Raw genomic sequence first — 20,928 nt, 5'->3', positions numbered from 1 at the left:
AACCACCCTCCTGCCAGCCCTCGGAGGCCGGCACGGCCGACTGCGTCACACCACGTACCGCCACGCAGGCCCAGACGCAAAAAAGCCCCGTGTGGAATCTCCACCCGGGGCTTTTTTTGTGCATGGCCCAAAGGCCACGTCGGACGGTGTCAGCGCAGCTGAGGTCCAGCCACGGCCAGTGACTTCACGGCGCCCACACCAATCGCCGCGCCAAAGCGCTTGACCAGCCGTTCCGCCACGTTGTCGCGGCGGGTGTAGTCGATGATGTCTTCGGCCTTCACCACCTCGCGGGCCACATAGTCCAGGTTGCCCAGCTTGTCGGCCAGGCCCATTTCCACGGCCTGCTGGCCGGTCCAGAACAGGCCACTGAAGGTGTCGGGCGTGGTCTTGAGGCGGTCACCACGCCCGGCTTTCACCACGGCAATGAACTGCTGGTGGATCTGGTCGAGCATGGTCTGCGCGTAGGCACGCTGCTTTTCGGTCTGCGGGCTGAACGGGTCGAGGAAACCCTTGTTCTCGCCAGCGGTCAGCAGGCGGCGCTCCACGCCAAGCTTTTCCATGGTGCCGGTGAAGCCGAATCCATCCATCAGCACACCAATGCTGCCCACGATGCTGGCCTTGTCCACGTAGATGTCGTCCGCTGCAGCGGCAATGTAGTACGCAGCCGACGCGCAGGTTTCTTCCACCACGGCGTAGATCGGCTTGTTGTGCTTGGCCTTCAAACGAACAATTTCGTCATTGATGATGCCGGCCTGCACCGGGCTGCCGCCGGGGGAGTTGATGAGCAGCACCAGGGCCTGCGAGCCTTCGTCCTCCAGCGCGCTGCGCATGGCGGCCACCACAAACTCGGCGCTGGCCTCGGCGCCGCTGGCGATCTCACCTTTGATGTCCACCACCGCCGTATGGGGCGTGCTCTTGCTGGCACTGGGGGATGCCTGGCGCAGGGCCGCAAAGGCAACTGCGGCAATCAGCACCAGCCATGCCAGGCGGAAGAAGATCTTCCAGCGGCGGGCGCTGCGTTGTTCTTGGAGGGCGGAGAAGGCCAGCTTTTCCAGCGTGGCGCGCTCCCAGCCGGGTTCACGCGATGAGTCGCTCACAGATGCTCCTGAATTTGTAGCTGCTTGCGCCCACAGGTCGGGCGCAGGATTACTTTTTGGGTCAAAACCCGAAGAGCCGGGCTGCTGGGGGTCTGTCATGTCGTACGTCCTGGGCACTGCAACACTGCTGCCCGCGCACCGCGCTGGCTGGCACCAGGCGACAGCACATAAGGGTAATTCATCTGGATTTTCTAGAACTCTACGGGTTGCAGGTTGTAGGCAGTATGCCAGTGCACCACACCATCGCTTTCGGACAAAGCAATTTTCACCAGCCCGCCGCGGCACGGGCCGCCCGCGCACTGGCCGGTGCTCGGCAGGTAGGCGGCCCCGTGGGTGGCACACAGCAGCCAGTGGCCCGTGTCGTCAAAAAAGCGGTCCGGCTGGTAGTCCATCTCCATGGCCACATGGGTGCAGCGGTTCAGGTAGGCATGCGGCAGGCCCTGGTAGCGGATCGCAAAGGCCCGGCAGGTCTGACCTGCGTACTGCACATCAAACGGAACCGCCAAGCCCCCATCGACGAGGTCGGCACTGTTGCACAGCGCAACGGGCTGATCGGGTGGTGTGGTCATGGGATCGTCCCGCTCCAATATCCGGCGTCACGCGTTGTGCAGCAGCCAATCGTGCAGCTCGCGCACCGAATGCACGACCGCCAGCGGTTGGAGCGCGTGAAAGGCGTCGGGCTCATGGGCGCCATAGCTCACCCCAACGCTCGCACAGCGCGCGTTGACCGCCATCTGCAGGTCGTGGGTGGTGTCGCCAATCATCAGCAGGCGCTCCGGCGCAACATCAAATTCGGCCATCAGCTCCTGCAGCATCAGCGGGTGCGGCTTGCCAGCGGTCTGGTCGGCAGTGCGCGAGCCGTCAAACACGCCGCGCAAGTCCACCGAGTGCAGCGCATCGTCCAGCCCGCGCCGGCTTTTGCCCGTGGCCACGGCCAGCAGGTGGCCGCGTTCACGCAGGTCGTTCAGCAGGGGCAGTACGCCGTCGAACAGGCTCAGGTCGTCCTGGTGCTGGATGTAGTGGAAGCGGTAGCGGTTGCCCAGCTCGGTGTACTTTTCGGGTGGCACATCCGGCGCGGCATGGGCCAGGGCCTGCATCAAGCCCATGCCAATCACATAGGCCGCCTCTTTGTCGGTGGGCACGGTGCCACCCACGTCACGCACCGCCGCCTGGATGCAGCGCACGATGATGGCGGTGGAGTCGAACAGGGTGCCATCCCAGTCAAAGGCGATGAGGTCGAAGCGGCGCGGACGGAAGTTTTTGGCAGACATGGAGGGGGTTCTTCGCGCAGGATCGTCAGGCAGGGGACACAAAATCAGCCAGCTCGGGGGGCAGCTCGGCAATCAGCTGCACACGCTCGCCCGAAGCGGGGTGATTGAACTGTAACCGCCATGCGTGCAGGAACATGCGCTTCATCGAGAGCTTCTGAAGGCGCTTGTTGAGGTCAAAGTCGCCGTATTTGTCGTCCCCGACGATGGCGTGGCCCTGGCTGGCCAGGTGCACACGAATCTGGTGGGTGCGACCGGTCTTGATGGTCACCTCCAGCAACGACATGGCGGGCAGGCCCTGCGCAGCGCGCGCGGGCACGGTGCTGCGCACCTTGACCAGTGTGATGGACCGCATGCCATCCGGGTCGTCGGCCGTGGTCACACGCACGCGGCGCTCGCCGTCGGCCTGCAGGTATTTGTGCAGGGGCAGGTCGATGACTTTTTTATTGGCAGGCCAGGTGCCCGTGACCAGTGCCAGATAGGTCTTTCCCGTTTCTCGCTCGCGGAACTGGTCCTGCAGGTGGGTAAGCGCTGACCGCTTCTTGGCCACCAGCAGGATGCCCGAGGTGTCGCGGTCCAGCCGGTGCACCAGTTCCAGGAACTTGGAGGCCGGCCGCGCCTGGCGCAGCTGCTCGATCACGCCAAAGCTCACCCCGCTCCCGCCATGCACCGCTACACCGGCAGGTTTGTCGATGGCGATCAGGTGCTCGTCTTCGAGCAGGATGGGGAATTCGCGCGCGGGCGCCGGGCGCTCGGCCTTCTCGGCCACCTTGTCTGAAATTCGAACAGGAGGCAGGCGCACCACGTCACCGGCTTCCACGCGGGTGTCGGCACTCACGCGGCCTTTGTTGATGCGCACCTCGCCGCTGCGGATGATGCGGTAGACATGCGTTTTAGGCACACCTTTCAAGTGGCGTATCAAAAAGTTATCGAGCCGCTGGCCTGCGGAGTCAGCATCCACTTCCACCAGGCGGGCTGCGGGAAGCCCCCCAGGGGCGGCGGGCGGTTTGGCCCCTATAATGTGTTTCACCTGCGCGTTGTTATGTAAGTGGTTGATTTGTCTGGAGTTTAGTCCACACAGCCCTTGCCCCTCGTGCAGGCAGGTCGATGCCAGCGGGCGTCGTGCGCGCAGATTGCAGGCCAGATGCCTGTGGTGGCCAGCACGCCGTGCGGCGGGCTGACAGATTGAAACACTGATACGGAATCCCCCAAGCTGGCAGATGTTCCCTACCCGGGCGCAGCCTGCCAGCGGATCAAAGCGAGCATGTGGTTGTTGATGGCATGGATGGTGACCCTGTGGCGGAGGCTGCGGCCTTTGGCTGCATGCTCAAAATCGCCCTCAGCGCACAGCCAGCAAGCGCAATCAGCTACTTTTTTGCTAGCAAAACTGCGTTCCTACCACTCGCCCCCATCCACGCGCCCCTGCCTCCCGATGCTGCGCTAGAGCGCGGCAGATCATTGGCATCCCCGGCAATTCCCTTCGTTTCGATGCGTCAGTCCAGGCATTCACAGCTCCTGTAGAGCTTGTTGTATTGGTTTGGAAACTGTGGGCGGCAGCCCGCGCAGCCCTCTCCGTGGGTCACGGTTGGCTGCTCCGCTGCTGTCCGCGAAACACTGAAGGAATCGCATCATGAAGCGGATGCTCATCAACGCCACGCAGCCCGAAGAACGGCGCCTGGCCATCGTCGACGGACAAAAACTCCTCGACTACGAAATCGAAATCGAAGGGCGCGAGCAGCGCAAGGGCAACATCTACAAGGCCGTCGTCACGCGCGTCGAGCCCTCGCTGGAAGCCTGTTTTGTGGACTACGGCGAAGACCGCCATGGCTTCCTGCCGTTCAAGGAAATCTCGCGCAGCTACTTCACCCCCGGTGTCTCGCCCAGCCAGGCGCGCATCAATGAGGTGATCAAGGAAGGCCAGGAACTGCTGGTTCAGGTTGAAAAGGAAGAGCGCGGCAACAAGGGCGCGGCCCTGACCACCTTCGTCTCGCTGGCCGGCCGCTATGTGGTGCTGATGCCCAACAACCCCCGTGGCGGTGGCGTTTCGCGCCGCATCGAGGGCGAAGACCGCGCCGAGCTCAAGGAGGCGATGGACCAGCTCGAATACCCGAACGGCATGTCCATCATCGCGCGCACCGCCGGCATTGGCCGCACCGCGCCCGAGCTGCAGTGGGACCTGAACTACCTCCTCAAGCTGTGGAATGCCATCGACGGCGCCGCCAAGGGTGGCAAGGGGGCCTTCCTGATCTACCAGGAATCGAGCTTGGTGATCCGCGCGATCCGCGACTACTTCAACAACGACATCGGTGACATCCTCATCGATACCGACGACATCTACGAACAGGCACAGCAGTTCATGGCGCATGTCATGCCCGAGCATGCCGCCCGCGTGAAGCGCTACCGCGACGACGCCGCCCTGTTCAGCCGCTTCCAGATCGAGCACCAGATCGAATCGGCCTACGCCCGCACCGTGCAACTGCCCTCGGGTGGCGCCATCGTCATCGACCACACCGAAGCGCTGGTGTCCGTGGACGTGAACTCGGCCCGCGCCATCAAAGGCGGCGACATCGAGGAAACCGCCACCCGCACCAACCTGGAAGCCGCCGACGAAGTGGCTCGCCAGATGCGCCTGCGCGACCTGGGCGGCCTGATCGTCATCGACTTCATCGACATGGAGGAGAGCAAGAACCGCCGCGAAGTGGAAAACCGCCTGCGCGACGCCTTGCGCCAGGACCGCGCCCGCGTGCAGTTCGGCACCATCAGCAAGTTTGGCCTCATGGAAATGAGCCGCCAGCGCCTCAAGCCCGCATTGAGCGAAGGCTCGTCCATCCCCTGCCCCCGCTGCGGCGGCTCGGGCCACATCCGCGACACCGAATCGTCGGCCCTGCAGATCCTGCGCATCATTCAGGAAGAGTCGATGAAGGACAACACGGCCGCCGTGCACTGCCAGGTGCCGGTGGAAGTGGCCTCGTTCCTGCTGAACGAGAAGCGCACCGAGATCGCCAAGATCGAACTCAAGCAGCGCGTGGCCGTGCTGATGGTGCCCAACAAGACGCTGGAAACCCCCAACTACCGCCTGGAGCGCCTCAAGCACGACGACCCGCGCCTGGACCACATCGAAGCCAGCTACAAGCTCGCCGAAGAAGTGGAAGACCCCACGGCCGTGACGCGCCGCTCGCAAGAGCCCACCAACAAGCAGACGCCGGTGATCAAGGGCGTGTTGCCCGACGCACCCGCCCCGGTGGCCGAGCCCCGTGCCGAAGGCGCCGCCCGCCCACCGCGCGCTGGCCAGCGCCCCGCCGCTGCGACCGCGCCAGCACCCGCCCCCGTGGCAACCCCGGCCCCGGCTGCGGCGGCCCCCCAAGAGCAAGGCTTCTTTGGGTGGATCAAGAGCCTGTTCGGCGTTGGCACCACACCGGCAGTCCCTGCCCCCGTGGTTGCGCCCGCACCGGCAGCAGCCCCGGAGACCACCGCCCGTGGCGAACCCCGCCGCGATGGCCGCAACGGTGAAGGCCGTGGCCGCCGTGGTGGCCGCGATGGCAACCGGGACGGCCAGCGCGAAGGCGCACCCCGTGACGGCAACCGCGAAGGCAACGGCGAAGGCCGGGGCCGCCGTGGCGAACGCTCGGCCGAAGGCCGCGCACCCCGCGACGCCGAGCGCCGCCCCGAAGGCGAGGCCCGCGAAGGCCAAGGCCGCGACGGTGGCCGCAATGGACGCGAAGGGCGTGAAGGAGGCGGCCGTGGCCGCCGCGACAACACCGAGCCGCGCAACCAGAACGCAGGCTTGAACGGTGATAACAACACCGCCGTGACCGCACAGGTGGAAGGCCCCAACGCTGGCAATCCCGGCAACAGCACAGAAGGCCAACCCACCCAGCAGCCCCGTGGCGAACGCGGCCCACGCCGTGAACGTGGGGATCGCGGCAACCGTGGCGAACGTGGCGAGCGCGCCCCCCGCGCGGTGGAAGCCCAGGAAACGGCCGCTGCCGCAGCGCCTGGCGACTTTGCCGACACAGCGCCACTGGCTGCCTTGCCCGATCTGGACCTGTCCGGCAACGACGCTCAGCCCAACGGCAATGGAGCCGCTGCAGAAGAACAGCGTCGCGAGCGCCGTTCGCGCGACCGCTACGGCCGTGACCGCCGCGAGCGTGGCGAACGCGGTCCGCGTGACAACAACGGCAATGCCGAAGCCGCCGCACCGGCGATGCTGGATTTCGACCCCACGCAGGCCGAGCCAGCACCCGCGCAGGACGAAGCGCCACGCCGCAGCTACTTCACGGCCCCTGCAGCGGAGCCAGCGGCAGCGGCACCCGCTCCAGCGCCTGTGGCAGCACCCGTGCCCGCCCCGGCCCACGCACCGGCCCCCGTTGCTGCACCTGTCGCCGCGCCGGTAGCAGCCCCGGTGGCGGCCGCGCCAGCACCTGTGGCGGCACCAGCACCTGTTGCAGCACCTGCACCCGCTGCAGCACCCATCGCACCGGTGGTACCCGCTGCGAACGGTCTGCCCCGCGTCCAGGCGTTCGCACTGCCCATCGACGAGCTGCAGCAAGTGGCTGCCGCATCGGGCCTGCAGTGGGTCAACTCCGACATGGACAAGATCGCTGCCGTGCAAGCTGCGATTGCCGCCGAGCCCAAGCCCATCCGCGTGCCACGTGAGCGCCCACCTGCAGTAGTGCTGGACGAAGGCCCGCTGGTGCTGGTGGAAACCCGCCGCGACCTGTCTGCCATGAAGCTGCCGTTTGAGCAGACTCCCTCGGCCTGATGCGCTGAAAACAGCTGCGGCCCCTCCGGGAGCCGCAGCTATGCAAAAAAGAAGGCGGCCCAGGCCGCCTTCTTTTTTTGCGGGAGCCTGCCAATGCCCGCAAGCGCCCGAAGACAGTCCTTCAACAGGTACCATTTCGAGCCACCGCCTCCCCAGAATCGCAGCAGCCCACCCGGCCACCTGCTTCACCTTCCGAGATCCACGGACCTTCTGCCTCCATGCTGTTCCTGCTGTCTCCCGCCAAATCGCTCGACTACGACACGCCCCTGCCCGAAGGCCTGCCACACACCACGCCCCAGTTTGTGGCGCAATCCACCGCGCTCATTGAGGTGCTGCGCGAGCAATCTCCGCAGCAAATCGCTTCGCTGATGGACCTGAGTGACAAGCTCGCCGCGCTGAACGTGGCGCGCTACCAGGCCTGGCGCCCCCGTTTCACGGCCGCCAACTCGCGCCAGGCGCTGCTGGCCTTCAACGGCGATGTGTACGAGGGACTGGACGCCCGCACGCTCGCCGCGCAGGACCTGGACTGGGCACAAAGCCATGTGGCCATCTTGAGCGGCCTCTATGGCGTGCTGCGGCCGCTGGACCGCATGCAGCCCTACCGACTGGAAATGGGCACGCGCCTGGCCACCAGCGCAGGCAGCAACCTCTACCAGTTCTGGGGCAGCCAGATTGCCGAGCACCTCAACACCCGCCTGCGCGCCGACACGACTCCCGTGGTGGTCAACCTGGCATCGCAGGAGTACTTCAAGTCCGTCGACCGCAAGGCGCTCAAGGCCCGCGTCATCGAATGTGTGTTCGAAGACTGGAAAGGCGGCGCCTACAAGATCATCAGCTTCCATGCCAAACGTGCGCGGGGCCTGATGGCGCGCTATGCGATCACGCACCGCGTGGCCACGCCGCACAAGCTCGAAGGGTTTGATCTGGACGGCTATGCCTTTGCCCCGGCATCATCCGAGCCCGAGCGCTTGGTCTTCCGGCGCAAGACCCCTCCCACCGCCTGACTCTGCTAACCCCATTCACGTTGAAGGACCGCCATGGCATCGCGTTCTGAGCAGCACCCCGACAGCAGCACCACAACCACCCACCAGCGCGCCAGCACCGCGCGGCAGGCCATCACGCCCGAGCTGCGCCGCTGGATCATCGAACAGGCCCAGGCCGGCTACGCCGCGCCCGTGGTGCTGCAGTCCATGCGCGATGCGGGCTGGGATGAAGACGTGGCCGCCGACGCCTTGGAGGTCACGCTGCAGGACCACCTGAACGAACTGGCCGTACAACAAGGCCAGCCCGCCGCCGTGCCTGTCCCCGAGCCCCAGCTGGATGCATCGCCCGCCCAGGTGGACTGTGGCGACCGCACCGTGAATGTGCTGCTGGCCATGGCCCAGCCGCGCATCGTGGTGTTTGGCAACCTGCTCTCGCCCGAAGAATGCGACGCCCTCATCGCGGACGCTGCGCCGCGCATGGCGCGCTCGCTCACCGTGGCCACCAAGACGGGCGGCGAGGAAATCAATGACGACCGCACCAGCGACGGCATGTTCTTCCAGCGCGGCCAGAGCCCGCTGATCCAGCGCATCGAAGAACGTATTGCGCGCCTGCTGAACTGGCCCATCGAGAACGGCGAGGGCCTGCAGGTGCTGCACTACCGCCCAGGCGCCGAGTACAAGCCTCACTACGACTACTTCGACCCCGCCGAGCCCGGCACGCCCACCATCGTCCAGCGCGGCGGGCAACGTGTGGGCACACTGGTGATGTACCTGAACACCCCCGAAAAAGGCGGCGGCACCACCTTCCCCGACGTGCACCTGGAGGTCGCGCCGCAGCGCGGCAATGCGGTGTTCTTCAGCTATGAGCGCCCGCACCCGTCCACCCGCACGCTGCACGGCGGTGCGCCGGTGATCGCGGGCGAGAAGTGGATCGCCACCAAGTGGCTGCGCGAACGGGAATTCAAGTAAAAACAGGCTCTAGCGCTTATCCATAAAGCGCTATTAGCTATAAATTTAATAGCATTTATGAACACCCCGGAACAATCCCAACTCGGCAAGTCCTCCGCCTACGTGGACCAGTACGACGCATCGCTGCTGTTCCCCATCCCCCGCTCTGGCAAGCGCGCCGAAATCGGGATCACCGGCGCCGCGCCGTTCTTCGGGGCCGACCTGTGGACAGCATTCGAGCTGTCGTGGCTGAACCTGCGCGGCAAGCCGCAGGTGGCGCTGGCGCACATCACCGTGCCGTGCGAAACGCCCAACATCGTGGAGAGCAAGTCGTTCAAGCTGTACCTCAACAGCTTCAACAACACCCGTTTTGCCGATGCGGCCGAAGTGCAGGCGCGCATCCGTGCCGACATCAGCGAAGCCGCGTGGCGTGGCGCGGAACACCCGGCCACCGTGGGCGTGAGGCTCATCGCGCCGGAGCTGTTCGACCAGGAACCCGTGCATGAACTGGACGGCCTGAGCCTGGACCGCCTGGATGTGGAATGCACGCAGTACCAGCCAACCCCCGAATTGCTGACGGCCACGTTCAACGAGGCACCCGTGACCGAAACCCTGACCAGCAACCTGCTCAAAAGCAACTGCCTGGTGACCGGCCAGCCCGACTGGGGCAGTGTGCAGATCAGCTACAGCGGCCCGCAGATCAACCAGGAAGGGCTGCTGCAGTACCTGGTGAGCTTTCGCAACCACAACGAGTTCCACGAGCAGTGCGTGGAGCGCATCTTCATGGATGTGTGGACGCGCTGCAAACCCATCAAACTGACTGTGTACGCGCGCTACACGCGCCGGGGCGGGCTGGACATCAACCCGCTGCGCACCAGCCACCCGCAAGGTCTGCCGCGCAACGTGCGCACGGCACGGCAGTAGGCCCAGCCGCCGTCAGTCGCGTCCATCAGCTCCGCGCATCGATCCAGTCGCACCGCAGGGTGTGGCGCAGGTGGGCACGCGTTCGCCAGGTGACATAGAGGCTGGGCCCGAAGATACCCATCAGGCACAGCGGCGCGGTCCACGGCTCGCCAAAAGCGATGATGGGAAACCAGCCCACCCAGCCCAGCATCCAGACCGTCAACACCAGGTCCCACAGGTGGTATTCGAGCGGGTGGTCTGCCTTGTGCGCGACATGCCACTGCTTGATGCGTTGCAGCTCGTTAATGGTCATGGTGATCTCCCGGAAAACGGGAAAATCACTGTAAGTTACGAGTAAGCATTCGTCAAGGTCTGCGTGGCTGGCGGTCGCTCGCCACAGCACCCGTTACCCGTTACCCCAGCCGGAACACATCCACCGAGCGGCCCAGCGACACCGCACTCTCCTTGAGCCCCTGCGCCGCCGCCGCAGACTCCTCGACCAGCGCCGCGTTCTGCTGCGTCACGGTGTCCAGCTGCGTCACCGCCTCGTTGACCTGGGCGATGCCTTGCGACTGCTCTTTGGTGGCACTGCTGATCTGCTGCACCAGCGTGCTCACGCGCTCCACTGCATCGACCACGCCCTCAATGGTGGTGCCTGCATGGCCCATCTGCTGGGCACCGCTGGCGATCTGGTTCACCGTCACGCCGATCAGACCGCTGATCTCCTTGGCGGAGCTGGCGCTGCGCTGGGCCAGCGCCCGCACCTCACCCGCCACCACCGCAAAACCCCGCCCCTGCTCGCCGGCACGGGCCGCCTCGACGGCGGCGTTCAGGGCCAGCAGATTGGTCTGGAAGGCGATGCCCTCGATCACGCCCACGATTTCGCTGATCTTGGTGGACGACAACTTCATCTGCTGCATGGCGGCGCCCACCTCTTGCACCGCTTGGCCGCCGCGCTTGGCGATGTCGCTGCTCTGCGCGCTCTCGCGCGAGACCTTGGCGGCAGTCTCGGAGGTCTCCAGCACCGTGCTGGCCAGTTGCTCCATGGCCGCAGCAGTCTCTTCCAGACTGCTGGCCTGCGATTCGGTGCGGGCCGACAGGTCCAGGCCGCCGCGCGAGATCTCGTCGGCTGAGTCAATGAAGTTGCGCACCTCGGTGCGCACATCGCCCACCACTGCGCGCAGATTGACCTGGGTCTGCAGCAGGCGCTGCATCAGCGCGCCCAGGGGTTGGGGATAGTCAGTGCCCACCGACGTGGCCAGGTTGCAGGCCGAGATGTCGGACGCGAAGCGGGTGGCATCGTGCACGCCCTGCAACACGGTGGCCTGAAAGCGCCACAGCGTCCACCCCACCCCCAGCAACAGCAACACCAAGCGGGCTACCCAGGCGGTGGTGCCTTGCAGACCCATCACATCGGGCAACAAGGCCAGCAGCACCGTTACCAGCAGCAGGATCGCCATGCGGGGCAGCAACGCCATCTGCGCCAGGTGCTGCTGCCAGCCACGCACTCCCCGGTAGCGCACGTTGCCCGAGTCCAGGTAGAAGCTGCTCGCGCCCGATGCCGCCTCGCTGCGCATCTGGGCATACAGGGCTTCGGCAGCAGAAATTTCTGCCGAGCTGGGCTTGGTGCGCACCGACATGTAGGCACGTGGCTTGCCGCCCTCCATGATGGGGGTGACATTGGCGCGCACCCAATAGTGGTCGCCGTTCTTGCGGCGGTTCTTGACCAGGCCCGTCCAGGGCTCCCCCCGGCCAATGGTGCGCCACATGTCTTTGTAGGCCTCGGCGGGCATGTCGGGGTGGCGGATGAGGTTGTGCGGCTGGCCAATGAGTTCGTCGTAGCTGTAGCCGCTCACGCGAACGAACGCTGGATTGCAGTGGGTAATCTCGCCCTTGGTGTTGGTGCTGGACACCAGCAGTTCATCGCCGGAATAGTCGAAGTTCTGCTGGGTCACCGGCAGGTTGATGCGCATGTTGGCTCCTGATGGGCCTGCAGCAGAGGCAGGCAGCGCGGCACGCTATTCGTTACCGCTTGATACCGATCAAGTCTAACGGGCCAACAGCGCCTTACACACTAAAAATCAGGCGCCTGAAAACGATACAAAGCGGATAACAAAACCCAGCGCAGCGGTTCTGGCGAGGCGCTGCGTCGCAGGCAGTACGGGTAGTACGACCAGACGCAACAACAACGCAAGAAGGGTTTTTTCGCCGCTCTTACTGCGCCGGCTTGTAGGCCGCTATGGCCTTGGCCAGATCGGTGGTCTCCTCGCATTGCGCGCAGATGGCCTGCAGCTTGGCGAGCTGGGCTTCGGCCTGCGCCTTCTGGCCAACCTTGAGGTAGCCCATGCCCGAGTATTCCAGCGCTCCCTTGTGGCGGGGGTCCAGCGCCAGTGCCTTGTTGTAGGCCGCAAACGCCTCGTCGTATTTGCCGAGCCAACGGTTGGAGTAGCCCAGCAGGTTATAGGCATCGGCGTTCTGCGGATTCTGGGCCACCACCTTGCTGAAGCTGCTGGCCGCCAGCGCCCAGTTCTTGGCTTCGATGGCTTTTTTGCCCACGGCAAAGTCGTCAATGCGTGCGTTCTCCACTGGCGTGGTGGGCATATCGGCCGCGTGGGCCATGGGCAGTGCCAACACGGGCACCAGCACCAGCGCCAGGCTCAGCAGGGGCGCAGACATCAAGGGGCGAACAGGGAATGAAGGCATGGGAGGCTCCTGAAAACGTGAAGTTGGAATGGTCGGAGGCCGCGCTGGCCCCATGCCGGAGACCGGCACCTCAGATAAACGACACGGAATGCAAAACGGATGCAGCGCTGGACAGTTATTTTTGCAAAGCCGACGGGAGCCTCGCGCCGCTCACCACAGCTTGGCGCAGTTGCCGGTGAAAAACACGGTGCTGCTGGGCACCTGCGGCGTTGCCGATGTCTCCAGCGTCACCATGAGTTTGCTGACCTTGAGCAGCAGCTTCTCCGACGTATCGGGCAACACCGACACCGCAGAACCTGCCACCGGCACCGTGCCCAGCACAAACGGGGCACCGTCAGCTGGCACCGCCCACAGCACCAGCTGGGGGGCTGCACCCGCCATCGTCGCTGGCATCGCTGGCATCGCTGGAAGCGTGATAGGCCCGATGACCTTCACCGTCAGCGTGCGTCCATGGCGCAGCGAACTCACCAGCACCTTGCCGTTGCCCGCCTCGTCCGTCAGCAGGCCCACATAGGCCTGCGGCAGTTTGTCCCCTGCGCGCAGGGCCACCTGGTCGCTCGACACAAACAAGGTTGGCACCGCAGCCACCAGGGCCACGGTGGCCACCACACCCAACACCACACCCGCCAAGCCCTGCAACACACCATGGCGCCGCCACAGCAGACCGGCCCAACCGCCCTGCGCGGCTGCGTCTTTCACATCGCGCGGCCGGGTGCGCGCCTCTATGGCGGCCCACACGCGCTGCGGTGGCTGTTGCACCGGCACCGAACGGGCCAGCATCCCCAGCCGCCCTTCCCACTGCGCCACCAACAGCTGCACATCGCTGCGATCGCGCAGCAGCCGCTCGAAGCGGCGGCGCGCGCCACCACCCAGCGTGCCCAGCACGTAGGCAGACGCCAGGTGGTCCAGCAGCGCGGGGTGGGTGTACCTCATGCGCCCACCCCTTGCGCGGCCAGGCAGCTTTTCAGGCGCTCCAGGCCCCGCCGGATCCAGGCCTTGACCGAACCCAGGGGCGCGCCCATCTGCGCCGCCACCTCGGAATGCGACAGGCCCTGGTAGTAAGCCAGTGCCAAGCTTTGCCGGTAGCTTCCGTCCAGCGCATTCATGCAGCCTTCGATGCGCAGCGCCTGGGTGGCCTGCTCCAGCAGATGCAGTGCGCTGGGTGCGGGGGCCAATGCAGACGCAGCACCCGGCGGCGCGTCGCTGCCATCCCCATCGCTGCCTGCAAGCTCCGTGGTGTCGTTCCAGGCGCTTTCAGGCCGCCGGGCGCGGACGCGCAAGGCGTCCAGCGCCTTGTTGCGCACGATGGCGATCAGCCATGTCATGGGCTGGATAGGCTGCCCGCCCACTTCGCTGCGGTAGCTCCCAGCGTTCTTCCAGATGCTCACATACGCCTCTTGCAGCACATCCTCGGCCGCCTGTCCTTGTCCCAACATACGCACGGCAACGCCGAACAGATGCACGTGGGTGCGCTGGTAGATCTGCGCGAAGGCGGCATGGTCTCCCCCGGCTGCGGCGCGGATCAACGCTTGCAGGTTGGCGGAAGGAACATCGGTGGCAGTGGCCATATGCGGGCGAGTATAGGAACGCAACAGGCGATACAGGCAGGTCTCACTCTGGGTGTTTACGCCGATTGCCAGGACCCCACCGGGCCGTGAACTGGCAGGAAACGACGTCAACCCGCGCTAGAAAAGCTGCGCCGTGCCACCCACACCCTCTGCGCCATCTGCGGAGCATGGCTTGCGCCGGCGTGTTTCTGCCGTTGCCCCAGCCCGTGGCTCCAGCACGGGCTCTTCGCCCCGCCGCGCCAGCGTGCTGGCCCGCACGCCCAGCAGCCGCAGGCGCTTGTCCAGCGGCACGCGTTTGAGGCACTGCCCGGCCAGCTGGCGGATGGTGGCGCCGTCGGCCGTGTAGAGGTTCGCCGTGTGGTCGCGCGTGGCGATCTTGAAGTCGTCGTAGCGCAGCTTGATGCCGATGGTGCGCGCCAAATAGCCCTTGCGCTGCAGGTCTTCTGCCAGGCGCATACACAGGTCGGTGAAGATCGCGCCCAGTTCAGCGCGGTCTCGCACTGCGTGCAGGTCGCGGTCGAACGTGGTCTCGCGGCTCATGCTCACGGGCTCGCTCTCGGTCACCACCGGGCTGTCGTCCCGCCCCCAGGCCACCCGGTGCATCCACGCCCCGGTGGATTTGCCAAAGTGGCCCATCAGCCATTGCTCATCCTGCGCCGCCAGCTGCCCGATGGTTTCGATGCCCAGCCGTGCCAGCTTCTCGCCGGCCTTGGGGCCAATGCCGTTGATCTTGCGCACATTGAGCGGCCAGATCCTGGTCTGAAGGTCTTCCTCGTAAACAATAGAGATGCCGTTGGGCTTGTTGAACTCGCTGGCCATCTTGGCCAGCAGCCGGTTGGGCGCCACGCCAATCGAGCAAGTCAGCCCGGTCACGTCAAAGATGCTCTTCTGGATGAGCCGCGCCAGCACCCTGCCCCCTTCGCGCTGGCCGCCGGGCACGTCGGTGAAGTCGATGTACACCTCGTCCACGCCCCGGTCTTGCATCACGGGGGCTATCTCCATGATGGTGCTTTTGAACAGGCGTGAAAACCGCCGCACCTCGTCAAAATCCACCGGCAGCACAATGGCCTGCGGGCACAGCTTGGCGGCCTTCATCATCCCCATGGCCGAGCCCACACCAAACTGCCGCGCGGGGTAGGTGGCGGTGGTGATCACGCCCCGGCCGACATAGTCCTTGAGCAGCGGAAAGTCCTCCACCGGGATGAAATGCCGCTCGCGCAAGCCCGTGCCATCCGGGCCTTGCAACAACAGTTCATCCACCTTGCGCCGCCCGCCCCCAATCACCACGGGCAGGCCCTTGAGCTGCGGGTAGCGCAGCAGTTCGACAGATGCGAAAAACGCGTCCATGTCGAGGTGGGCGATGCGGCGCAGCCGCTGCCCCTGGCGCTGAGGCGGGGCTGCAGTTGCGGGCTCGTTATCGGGGAAATCGGGCGCTGAAACGGTCACGCCCGCTATTGTGCGCGGCAGAGTGACAGACTGCTGCCACCGGGCATGACGGTGCTATCGCCTGGCCATGGCCGCGCTGCGAATGCCCTGCAGCGTGCCCGTGGGCGTGATGGCCTCGGGGTCGATCAAACAGTGCAACACGCTGGGCAGACCGCTCGCGCGGGCACGGGCAAGAGCCGGGGCGAAGTCTTCGGTGCGCTCCACCCGCTCTCCATGCCCGCCAAAGGCCTGGGCGTAGGCTTTGAAGTCCGGATTCTTGAGCTGGGTGGCGCTGATGCGGCCGGGATACTCTCGCTCCTGGTGCATGCGGATGGTGCCGTACATGGCGTTATCGAGCAGCACCACGATGATGGGCAGGCCGTACTGCACAGCGGTCGCAAACTCCTGTCCGTGCATCAAGAAGTCGCCGTCGCCCGCAAACACCACCACCTCGCGCTGCGGCCACAGGCGCTTGGCACCCACACCCGCAGGCAGGCCGTAACCCATGGAGCCACTGGTGGGCGCCAGCTGGCTGGCATAAGTGGTAAACGGCCAGAAGCGGTGCACCCAGGTGGCAAAGTTGCCTGCGCCGTTGCAGAAGATGGTGTTGGCCGGCAGCGTGGACTTGAGATGCTGCATGACCTGGCCCATCTGCAGCTCGCCGGGGATCTGGATGGGGTTGGTGTCGCTCCACAGGATGTACTCGGACCGTGCCATCTCTGCATGGGCATGCCAGGCCACAGCCCCCGCAGGCCGCACACCCGCCAGCGCCGCCGTGAATGCCTGCGGCGTTGCGTGGATGGCCTGCGCGGGCCGGTACAGCTTGCCCAGCTCATCGGCATCGGCATGCACATGCACCAGCGGCTGCGTGGGGTTGGGGATGGCAAACAGCTCGTAGCCCTGCGACGGGATCTCTGACAGGCGCCCGCCCACCACCAGCACCAGATCGGACTCGCGGATGCGTGCCAACAGGCGCGGGTTCACCCCCAGGCCCAGGTCGCCGCCATAGCAAGCGTGGTTGGCCGGGAAGAGCATTTGTCGCCGGAACGAGCAATACACCGGCAGCGACCAAGCCTCGGCAAACGCCACAAACTCGCGCACCGCCTGCTCGGACCAGCGGCTGCCGCCCAGGATGGCCACGGGCTGGTGCGCGGCTTTCAGGCGCTGGGCCAGCTCGGCCATCTGCGCGGCGCCGGGGTGCGTTTCGGTCACCTGGTAAGGCAGCGCATCGGCCACGGTGGCGGCTTCGGTCAGCATGTCTTCGGGCAGCGCCACCACCACGGGGCCGGGGCGGCCGGATGTGGCGACGTGGAAGGCGCGCGAGATCAGCTCGGGCACACGGGCCGGGTCGTCAATCTGCACCACCCACTTCGCCATGGTGCCAAACACCGCGCTGTAATCCAGCTCCTGAAACGCCTCGCGCCCCATGGCACCGCGTGCCACCTGGCCCACGAACAGGATCAGGGGGGTCGAGTCCTGGTGAGCGATATGCACACCGGCCGACGCATTGGTGGCGCCCGGCCCGCGTGTCACAAAGCAGATGCCGGGCTGGCCCGTGAGCTTGCCCTGTGCCTCGGCCATCATGGCCGCGCCGCCTTCCTGGCGGCACACCGTCACGGCAATGTCGGCATCGTGCAGGGCATCGAGCACGGCCAGATAGCTCTCGCCCGGCACACAGAACAGCTGCTTCACGCCGTGGGTGATGAGCTGGCGGACCAGGATCTGGCCGCCCGTGCGGGAGGTGGTGGGTGCGGTAGTCATGTCAGACGGTCATTTCACAAAACAGAACAAGAACTCAGAACAGTGCCTTGCACGCGCGCTGGATGCGCGCGCAGGCCTCTTGCAGGTCGGCCATGCTGGCAGCGTACGAGATACGGAAGTACGGCGCCAGCCCCAGCACGCTGCCTGGCACCACGGCCACATGGAACTCGCGCAGCAGGTAGTCGCAAAAATCGGCGTCGGTGCGCAGCAATACACCGCCCGGCGTGGTGCGGCCCAGCACACCTTCGCAACTGGCAAAGGTGTAGAACGCGCCCTCGGGCACGCGGCAACGCAGGCCCGGCGATGCGTTGAGGGCCGCCACCACCAGGTCGCGCCGCGCCTGAAACGCTCGGCAGCGCTCGGCCACCACGTCCTGCGGGCCGGTGAGTGCAGCCACCGCAGCGGCCTGGCTGATGGACGACGCGCACGATGTGGCCTGGCTTTGCACCACTGCCATGGCCGCGATCAGTGCCTTGGGCCCGGCGCCGTAGCCCAGGCGCCAGCCCGTCATGGCGTACGACTTGGAGACACCGTTCACCGTCAGCGTGCGCTCGCGCAGTGCGGGCAGCACGGCTGCGGGGGTGGCAAACGCGAGCCCGTCATACAGGATGTGCTCGTAGATGTCATCCGCCAGCACCCACACCTGCGGGTGGTGCAGCACCACCTCCAGAATAGGCCGCAACTGCTCGGCGCTGTAGGCCGTGCCGCTGGGGTTGGAGGGGGAATTGATGAACACCCAGCGCGTGCGCGGTGTGATCGCCGCGTCGAGCTCTTCGGGCGTGATGCGAAACCCGTTGGCTTCGCTGCAGGGCACCACCACAGGCACGCCACCGGCAATCAGCACCATGTCGGCGTACGAGGTCCAGTACGGCGCGGGCAGGATGACCTCGTCGCCGGGATTCAGGCTGGCCATCAGCGCGTTGTAGATGACCTGCTTGGCGCCCGCACCCACCGTGATTTCGTTGGTGGCGAACGCGAGGCCGTTGTCGCGGCGGAACTTGAGCTGGATGGCCGCCTTGAGCGCGGGCGTTCCGTCCAGCACCGTGTAGTGCGTGTCGCCCTGCGCCATGGCCTGCTGCGCGGCTTCAATCACGTGGGCGGGCGTGTCAAAGTCGGGCTCGCCCAGGCCCAGCACGATGACGGGCTGGCCCTGGCGCTTGAGCTCGTTGGCGGCCTGGGTGATGCGCACGATGTCGGACACACCGATGGCGCTGATGCGGTCGGCCGCGCGGAAGGCCGTGGCAGGAACGGCGGCGTTCATTGCTGGTAGGTCTCCAGGGGCTTGTCGTTGGGCGTGGCAAACAGCTGGCGCAGCGTGGTGCCCAGCGGCAGGTTCAGGCTCATGTTCTTGGGTGGGATGGGGTTTACAAACCACTTGGTGTAGATCTTTTCCATCTCGCCGCTTTGCATGAGCTTGGTGAGCACACCGTCCACCGCCGCCTTGAAGGCGGGGTCGTCCTTGCGGAACAGCAGCGCAATCGGCTCGGCGCCCAGCGGCTCGCCCACGATGCGGTAGGCCGACGGGTCCTTGGAGTTGGCGATCATCCCGGCGAGCAGGTTGTCGTCGAGCACAAAGGCATCGGCACGGCCTGTTTCCAGCAGCAGGAAGCTTTCGTGGTGGTCCTTGCCCAGCACGGTCTTGATGGCGCCGCCGCCCAGTGCGCGTTCTTGCTTGCGCAGCAACTGCACTGCCGTGGTACCGGTGGATGCCGCGATGGTGCGCCCGGCAAGTTGGCTGATGGACTTCAGGTCCGAATCCTTGCGCACCGCCATGCGCACTTCGCTCACGTAGGTGGTCACCGCAAAGGCCACCTGCTGCTGGCGCGCAGTGTTGTTGGTGGTGGGGCCGCAGCCGATGTCGAGCGTGCCGTTTTGCACCAGCGGCAGCGTGTTCTGCGCCGTCACGGCCATGTATTCAAGCTTGGCGTCGGGCGCGACTTCTTTCAGCACGCGCTCGCACAGCTCCACGTGGTAGCCCACATATTTTTCGTTGGCGCCGAGTGCGTAGGCCATGGGCGGCGAAGTCTCGCGCACGCCAAGCACCGCCTTGCCAGATGCCTTAATTTTCTCCAGCGTGGGGGTGGATGGGGTCTGTGCCTGCGCGGGTGCAAAAGCCGTGTAGGCCAGTGCCAGCCCTGCGGCGAGCGCGGTGAATGTCTTGCGGAAAATTGCCATGGTCGTTGTCTCCGGTGGTGTTGTGATTGGCAGGTTGGAAAGCGTCGAAAGCAGAAATACCAAAAAAGGAAAAATCGAACGGGCGGTGCGCCGGGGCATCGCCGCAGGGGGCTCAAGGCTCAGATGACGTTTTTCTCCAGCAACGGCTGGTTGCGCGCAATGCGCTCGATGGACAGCGGCGACAGGTCCAGGCTCTGGTAGCCGCCCGTCAACATCCACTCCGCCAGGCCGCGCCCCACCGCCGGGCACTGCTGCAGGCCGTGGCCCGAAAAGCCGTTGGCAAACACCAGGTTGTCGCACGCCGGGTGCAGGCCCACGATGGCGTTGTGGTCGAAGGTGTTCATCTCGTAGTAGCCCGCCCAGGCACCCTGCATGCGCAGCGCCTCAAAGCCCGGAATGCGCTCGGCCAGCGTGGGCCAGATGTAGTCCTCGAACGCGTCGTACTCGGGCTCCAGCGGGGCAAAGTCGGCGTCGTTGTCGGCGTCGGGCGCAAAGCCGCAGATGAAGCCTTTGCCCTCGGGCCGCAGCCAGATGCCACTGGTGTCGATGAGCAGCGGGCAGCCCGGCAGCGCTGCGGGGCTGGCCAGGTTGAAGACCGTGCGGCGCTTGCCCACCACGGGCAGATCAATGCCAGCCCAGCCCGCAATGGCTGCCGCCCACGGGCCGCCCGCGTTCACGGCATAGCGGCACGGCAGCACGGCACCGCTTTGCAGGCGTACCGCATCCACATGCAACACGCCGTCGCTGGCCGCCGTGTCGAGGCCCACCGCCTCGTCGGCCACATAGCGCACGCCCTGGGCCTGTGCCTTCTTGCGCAGCGCCGCCAGCAGCAGGTAGCCATCAAACCAGCCTTCGCCCGACAGGCCCAGCGAGCCCAGCGCCACATCCTGCAGTGCCAGCCACGGAAAGCGCTCGGCCAATTCACGCGGGCTGAGCAGCGCCACGTCGGCACCGTACTGCCTTTGCAACGCATGGTTCTCGCGCAGCGTGGCCTCGCCCGCCTGGGTGGCCAGGTACAGGTAGCCGCCTTCGTGCAGACCGATGTCGGGCTCGTCACCATGGCACGCCAACAGCGTGCCCACGTTGCGCAAGAAGCCAATGCCAAACGCCGAGATCTGGATGTTGATGTCCGTCGAGAACTGCTGGCGGATGGAGCTGGCCGACAGCGCCGACGATGCGCGCGCATAGGCCGGATCACGCTCGACCACCACCACCTCGCAGCCCGGCTGCTGCAGCGTGAGGAAGTACGCAATCGCACTGCCAATGACACCACCGCCGATGATGACGATGGGGTGTGATTCCTTAGCGATCAACATGAACAGGGCAACCAGCGCG

General features: G+C 65.7%; 18 protein-coding genes. 4 read left to right on the top strand and 14 right to left on the bottom strand.

The features are described from left to right. Window positions 1-149: 149 nt before the first annotated feature. The 4 genes from ACQ4MJ_RS03250 to ACQ4MJ_RS03235 form a co-directional block, all read right to left on the bottom strand. Window positions 150-1,196 (bottom strand): S49 family peptidase, encoded by a 1,047-nt coding sequence (locus tag ACQ4MJ_RS03250; RefSeq protein WP_176886645.1) that lies wholly within the window; start codon window positions 1,194-1,196, stop codon window positions 150-152. A gap of 92 nt (window positions 1,197-1,288) precedes the next feature. Further along, the gene (locus tag ACQ4MJ_RS03245) at window positions 1,289-1,666 is read right to left on the bottom strand and encodes a Rieske (2Fe-2S) protein (protein ID WP_431150082.1); all 378 of its coding nucleotides are present in this window, start codon (window positions 1,664-1,666) and stop codon (window positions 1,289-1,291) included. 27 nt (window positions 1,667-1,693) lie between these two features. Continuing rightward, complete coding sequence (locus ACQ4MJ_RS03240) at window positions 1,694-2,368, bottom strand: HAD family hydrolase (RefSeq protein WP_055395306.1); 675 nt, start codon at window positions 2,366-2,368, stop codon at window positions 1,694-1,696. A gap of 25 nt (window positions 2,369-2,393) precedes the next feature. Further along, window positions 2,394-3,395: an RluA family pseudouridine synthase gene (locus ACQ4MJ_RS03235; RefSeq protein ID WP_176886646.1), complete on the bottom strand. Its 1,002-nt coding sequence runs from the start codon at window positions 3,393-3,395 to the stop codon at window positions 2,394-2,396. 600 nt (window positions 3,396-3,995) lie between these two features. Between ACQ4MJ_RS03235 and ACQ4MJ_RS03230 the strand changes: the two genes are divergently transcribed. The 4 genes from ACQ4MJ_RS03230 to queF all read left to right on the top strand — a co-directional run bounded on the left by ACQ4MJ_RS03230 (window position 3,996) and on the right by queF (window position 9,982). Continuing rightward, window positions 3,996-7,127, top strand: coding sequence for an Rne/Rng family ribonuclease (locus ACQ4MJ_RS03230; protein WP_431150085.1), 3,132 nt, complete (start codon window positions 3,996-3,998; stop codon window positions 7,125-7,127). A 218-nt stretch (window positions 7,128-7,345) separates the two neighbouring features. Then, entirely contained in the window at window positions 7,346-8,131 is a 786-nt protein-coding gene (gene yaaA, locus ACQ4MJ_RS03225) for a peroxide stress protein YaaA (protein WP_431150087.1), read from the top strand. A gap of 33 nt (window positions 8,132-8,164) precedes the next feature. Beyond that, complete coding sequence (locus ACQ4MJ_RS03220; RefSeq protein WP_176886649.1) at window positions 8,165-9,079, top strand: 2OG-Fe(II) oxygenase; 915 nt, start codon at window positions 8,165-8,167, stop codon at window positions 9,077-9,079. Between the two features lie 57 nt (window positions 9,080-9,136). Then, a complete protein-coding gene (gene queF, locus ACQ4MJ_RS03215; RefSeq protein ID WP_306553749.1) occupies window positions 9,137-9,982 on the top strand; it encodes an NADPH-dependent 7-cyano-7-deazaguanine reductase QueF in 846 nt (281 codons plus the stop codon). Between the two features lie 25 nt (window positions 9,983-10,007). Here queF and ACQ4MJ_RS03210 read toward each other — a convergent pair whose 3' ends face one another. From ACQ4MJ_RS03210 to ACQ4MJ_RS03165, 10 genes are all read right to left on the bottom strand, one after another. After that, the gene (locus ACQ4MJ_RS03210; RefSeq protein WP_121420785.1) at window positions 10,008-10,274 is read right to left on the bottom strand and encodes a hypothetical protein; all 267 of its coding nucleotides are present in this window, start codon (window positions 10,272-10,274) and stop codon (window positions 10,008-10,010) included. A gap of 100 nt (window positions 10,275-10,374) precedes the next feature. Next, window positions 10,375-11,934, bottom strand: coding sequence for a methyl-accepting chemotaxis protein (locus tag ACQ4MJ_RS03205; RefSeq protein WP_431150090.1), 1,560 nt, complete (start codon window positions 11,932-11,934; stop codon window positions 10,375-10,377). A 241-nt stretch (window positions 11,935-12,175) separates the two neighbouring features. Then, the gene (locus ACQ4MJ_RS03200; RefSeq protein ID WP_121420787.1) at window positions 12,176-12,664 is read right to left on the bottom strand and encodes a tetratricopeptide repeat protein; all 489 of its coding nucleotides are present in this window, start codon (window positions 12,662-12,664) and stop codon (window positions 12,176-12,178) included. A gap of 150 nt (window positions 12,665-12,814) precedes the next feature. After that, the gene (locus tag ACQ4MJ_RS03195) at window positions 12,815-13,597 is read right to left on the bottom strand and encodes an anti-sigma factor (protein WP_431150092.1); all 783 of its coding nucleotides are present in this window, start codon (window positions 13,595-13,597) and stop codon (window positions 12,815-12,817) included. After that, on the bottom strand, window positions 13,594-14,232 hold the full coding sequence (locus tag ACQ4MJ_RS03190; protein ID WP_431150094.1) for an RNA polymerase sigma factor: 639 nt from the start codon (window positions 14,230-14,232) through the stop codon (window positions 13,594-13,596). The genes ACQ4MJ_RS03195 and ACQ4MJ_RS03190 overlap by 4 nt, the downstream gene beginning before the upstream one ends. 117 nt (window positions 14,233-14,349) lie before the next feature. Continuing rightward, a complete protein-coding gene (locus tag ACQ4MJ_RS03185; RefSeq protein WP_431153120.1) occupies window positions 14,350-15,579 on the bottom strand; it encodes a Y-family DNA polymerase in 1,230 nt (409 codons plus the stop codon). A 153-nt stretch (window positions 15,580-15,732) separates the two neighbouring features. Beyond that, window positions 15,733-17,418, bottom strand: a complete 1,686-nt coding sequence (locus ACQ4MJ_RS03180) for a thiamine pyrophosphate-binding protein (protein ID WP_055400655.1) — start codon at window positions 17,416-17,418, stop codon at window positions 15,733-15,735. 34 nt (window positions 17,419-17,452) lie between these two features. Next, on the bottom strand, window positions 17,453-18,679 hold the full coding sequence (locus ACQ4MJ_RS03175; protein ID WP_431150096.1) for a pyridoxal phosphate-dependent aminotransferase: 1,227 nt from the start codon (window positions 18,677-18,679) through the stop codon (window positions 17,453-17,455). Then, window positions 18,676-19,593, bottom strand: a complete 918-nt coding sequence (locus tag ACQ4MJ_RS03170; protein WP_431150098.1) for an amino acid ABC transporter substrate-binding protein — start codon at window positions 19,591-19,593, stop codon at window positions 18,676-18,678. Before ACQ4MJ_RS03170 ends, ACQ4MJ_RS03175 begins: the two co-directional genes overlap by 4 nt. Before the next feature lie 119 nt (window positions 19,594-19,712). Further along, complete coding sequence (locus ACQ4MJ_RS03165; RefSeq protein WP_431150100.1) at window positions 19,713-20,909, bottom strand: NAD(P)/FAD-dependent oxidoreductase; 1,197 nt, start codon at window positions 20,907-20,909, stop codon at window positions 19,713-19,715. Window positions 20,910-20,928 lie beyond the last annotated feature (19 nt).

It is taken from the genome of Acidovorax facilis (assembly GCF_050626955.1).
Taxonomy (GTDB): Bacteria; Pseudomonadota; Gammaproteobacteria; order Burkholderiales; family Burkholderiaceae_C; genus Acidovorax; species Acidovorax facilis.
Note: the sequence above shows the minus strand (reverse complement) of the source record. Positions and strands in the feature narration are given on the sequence as shown.

Excerpts from the sequence above, each read along its gene's own strand:
- yaaA (WP_431150087.1), top strand. The coding sequence starts at position 7,346 with ATGCTGTTCCTGCTGTCTCCCGCCAAATCGCTCGACTACGACACGCCC.
- ACQ4MJ_RS03210 (WP_121420785.1), bottom strand. The coding sequence starts at position 10,274 with ATGACCATTAACGAGCTGCAACGCATCAAGCAGTGGCATGTCGCGCAC.
- ACQ4MJ_RS03230 (WP_431150085.1), top strand. The coding sequence starts at position 3,996 with ATGAAGCGGATGCTCATCAACGCCACGCAGCCCGAAGAACGGCGCCTG.
- ACQ4MJ_RS03195 (WP_431150092.1), bottom strand. The coding sequence starts at position 13,597 with ATGAGGTACACCCACCCCGCGCTGCTGGACCACCTGGCGTCTGCCTAC.
- ACQ4MJ_RS03170 (WP_431150098.1), bottom strand. The coding sequence starts at position 19,593 with ATGGCAATTTTCCGCAAGACATTCACCGCGCTCGCCGCAGGGCTGGCA.
- ACQ4MJ_RS03245 (WP_431150082.1), bottom strand. The coding sequence starts at position 1,666 with ATGACCACACCACCCGATCAGCCCGTTGCGCTGTGCAACAGTGCCGAC.
- ACQ4MJ_RS03180 (WP_055400655.1), bottom strand. The coding sequence starts at position 17,418 with ATGACTACCGCACCCACCACCTCCCGCACGGGCGGCCAGATCCTGGTC.
- ACQ4MJ_RS03175 (WP_431150096.1), bottom strand. The coding sequence starts at position 18,679 with ATGAACGCCGCCGTTCCTGCCACGGCCTTCCGCGCGGCCGACCGCATC.
- ACQ4MJ_RS03190 (WP_431150094.1), bottom strand. The coding sequence starts at position 14,232 with ATGGCCACTGCCACCGATGTTCCTTCCGCCAACCTGCAAGCGTTGATC.
- ACQ4MJ_RS03165 (WP_431150100.1), bottom strand. The coding sequence starts at position 20,909 with ATGTTGATCGCTAAGGAATCACACCCCATCGTCATCATCGGCGGTGGT.
- ACQ4MJ_RS03200 (WP_121420787.1), bottom strand. The coding sequence starts at position 12,664 with ATGCCTTCATTCCCTGTTCGCCCCTTGATGTCTGCGCCCCTGCTGAGC.
- queF (WP_306553749.1), top strand. The coding sequence starts at position 9,137 with ATGAACACCCCGGAACAATCCCAACTCGGCAAGTCCTCCGCCTACGTG.
- ACQ4MJ_RS03250 (WP_176886645.1), bottom strand. The coding sequence starts at position 1,196 with ATGACAGACCCCCAGCAGCCCGGCTCTTCGGGTTTTGACCCAAAAAGT.
- ACQ4MJ_RS03220 (WP_176886649.1), top strand. The coding sequence starts at position 8,165 with ATGGCATCGCGTTCTGAGCAGCACCCCGACAGCAGCACCACAACCACC.
- ACQ4MJ_RS03240 (WP_055395306.1), bottom strand. The coding sequence starts at position 2,368 with ATGTCTGCCAAAAACTTCCGTCCGCGCCGCTTCGACCTCATCGCCTTT.
- ACQ4MJ_RS03205 (WP_431150090.1), bottom strand. The coding sequence starts at position 11,934 with ATGCGCATCAACCTGCCGGTGACCCAGCAGAACTTCGACTATTCCGGC.
- ACQ4MJ_RS03185 (WP_431153120.1), bottom strand. The coding sequence starts at position 15,579 with ATGGACGCGTTTTTCGCATCTGTCGAACTGCTGCGCTACCCGCAGCTC.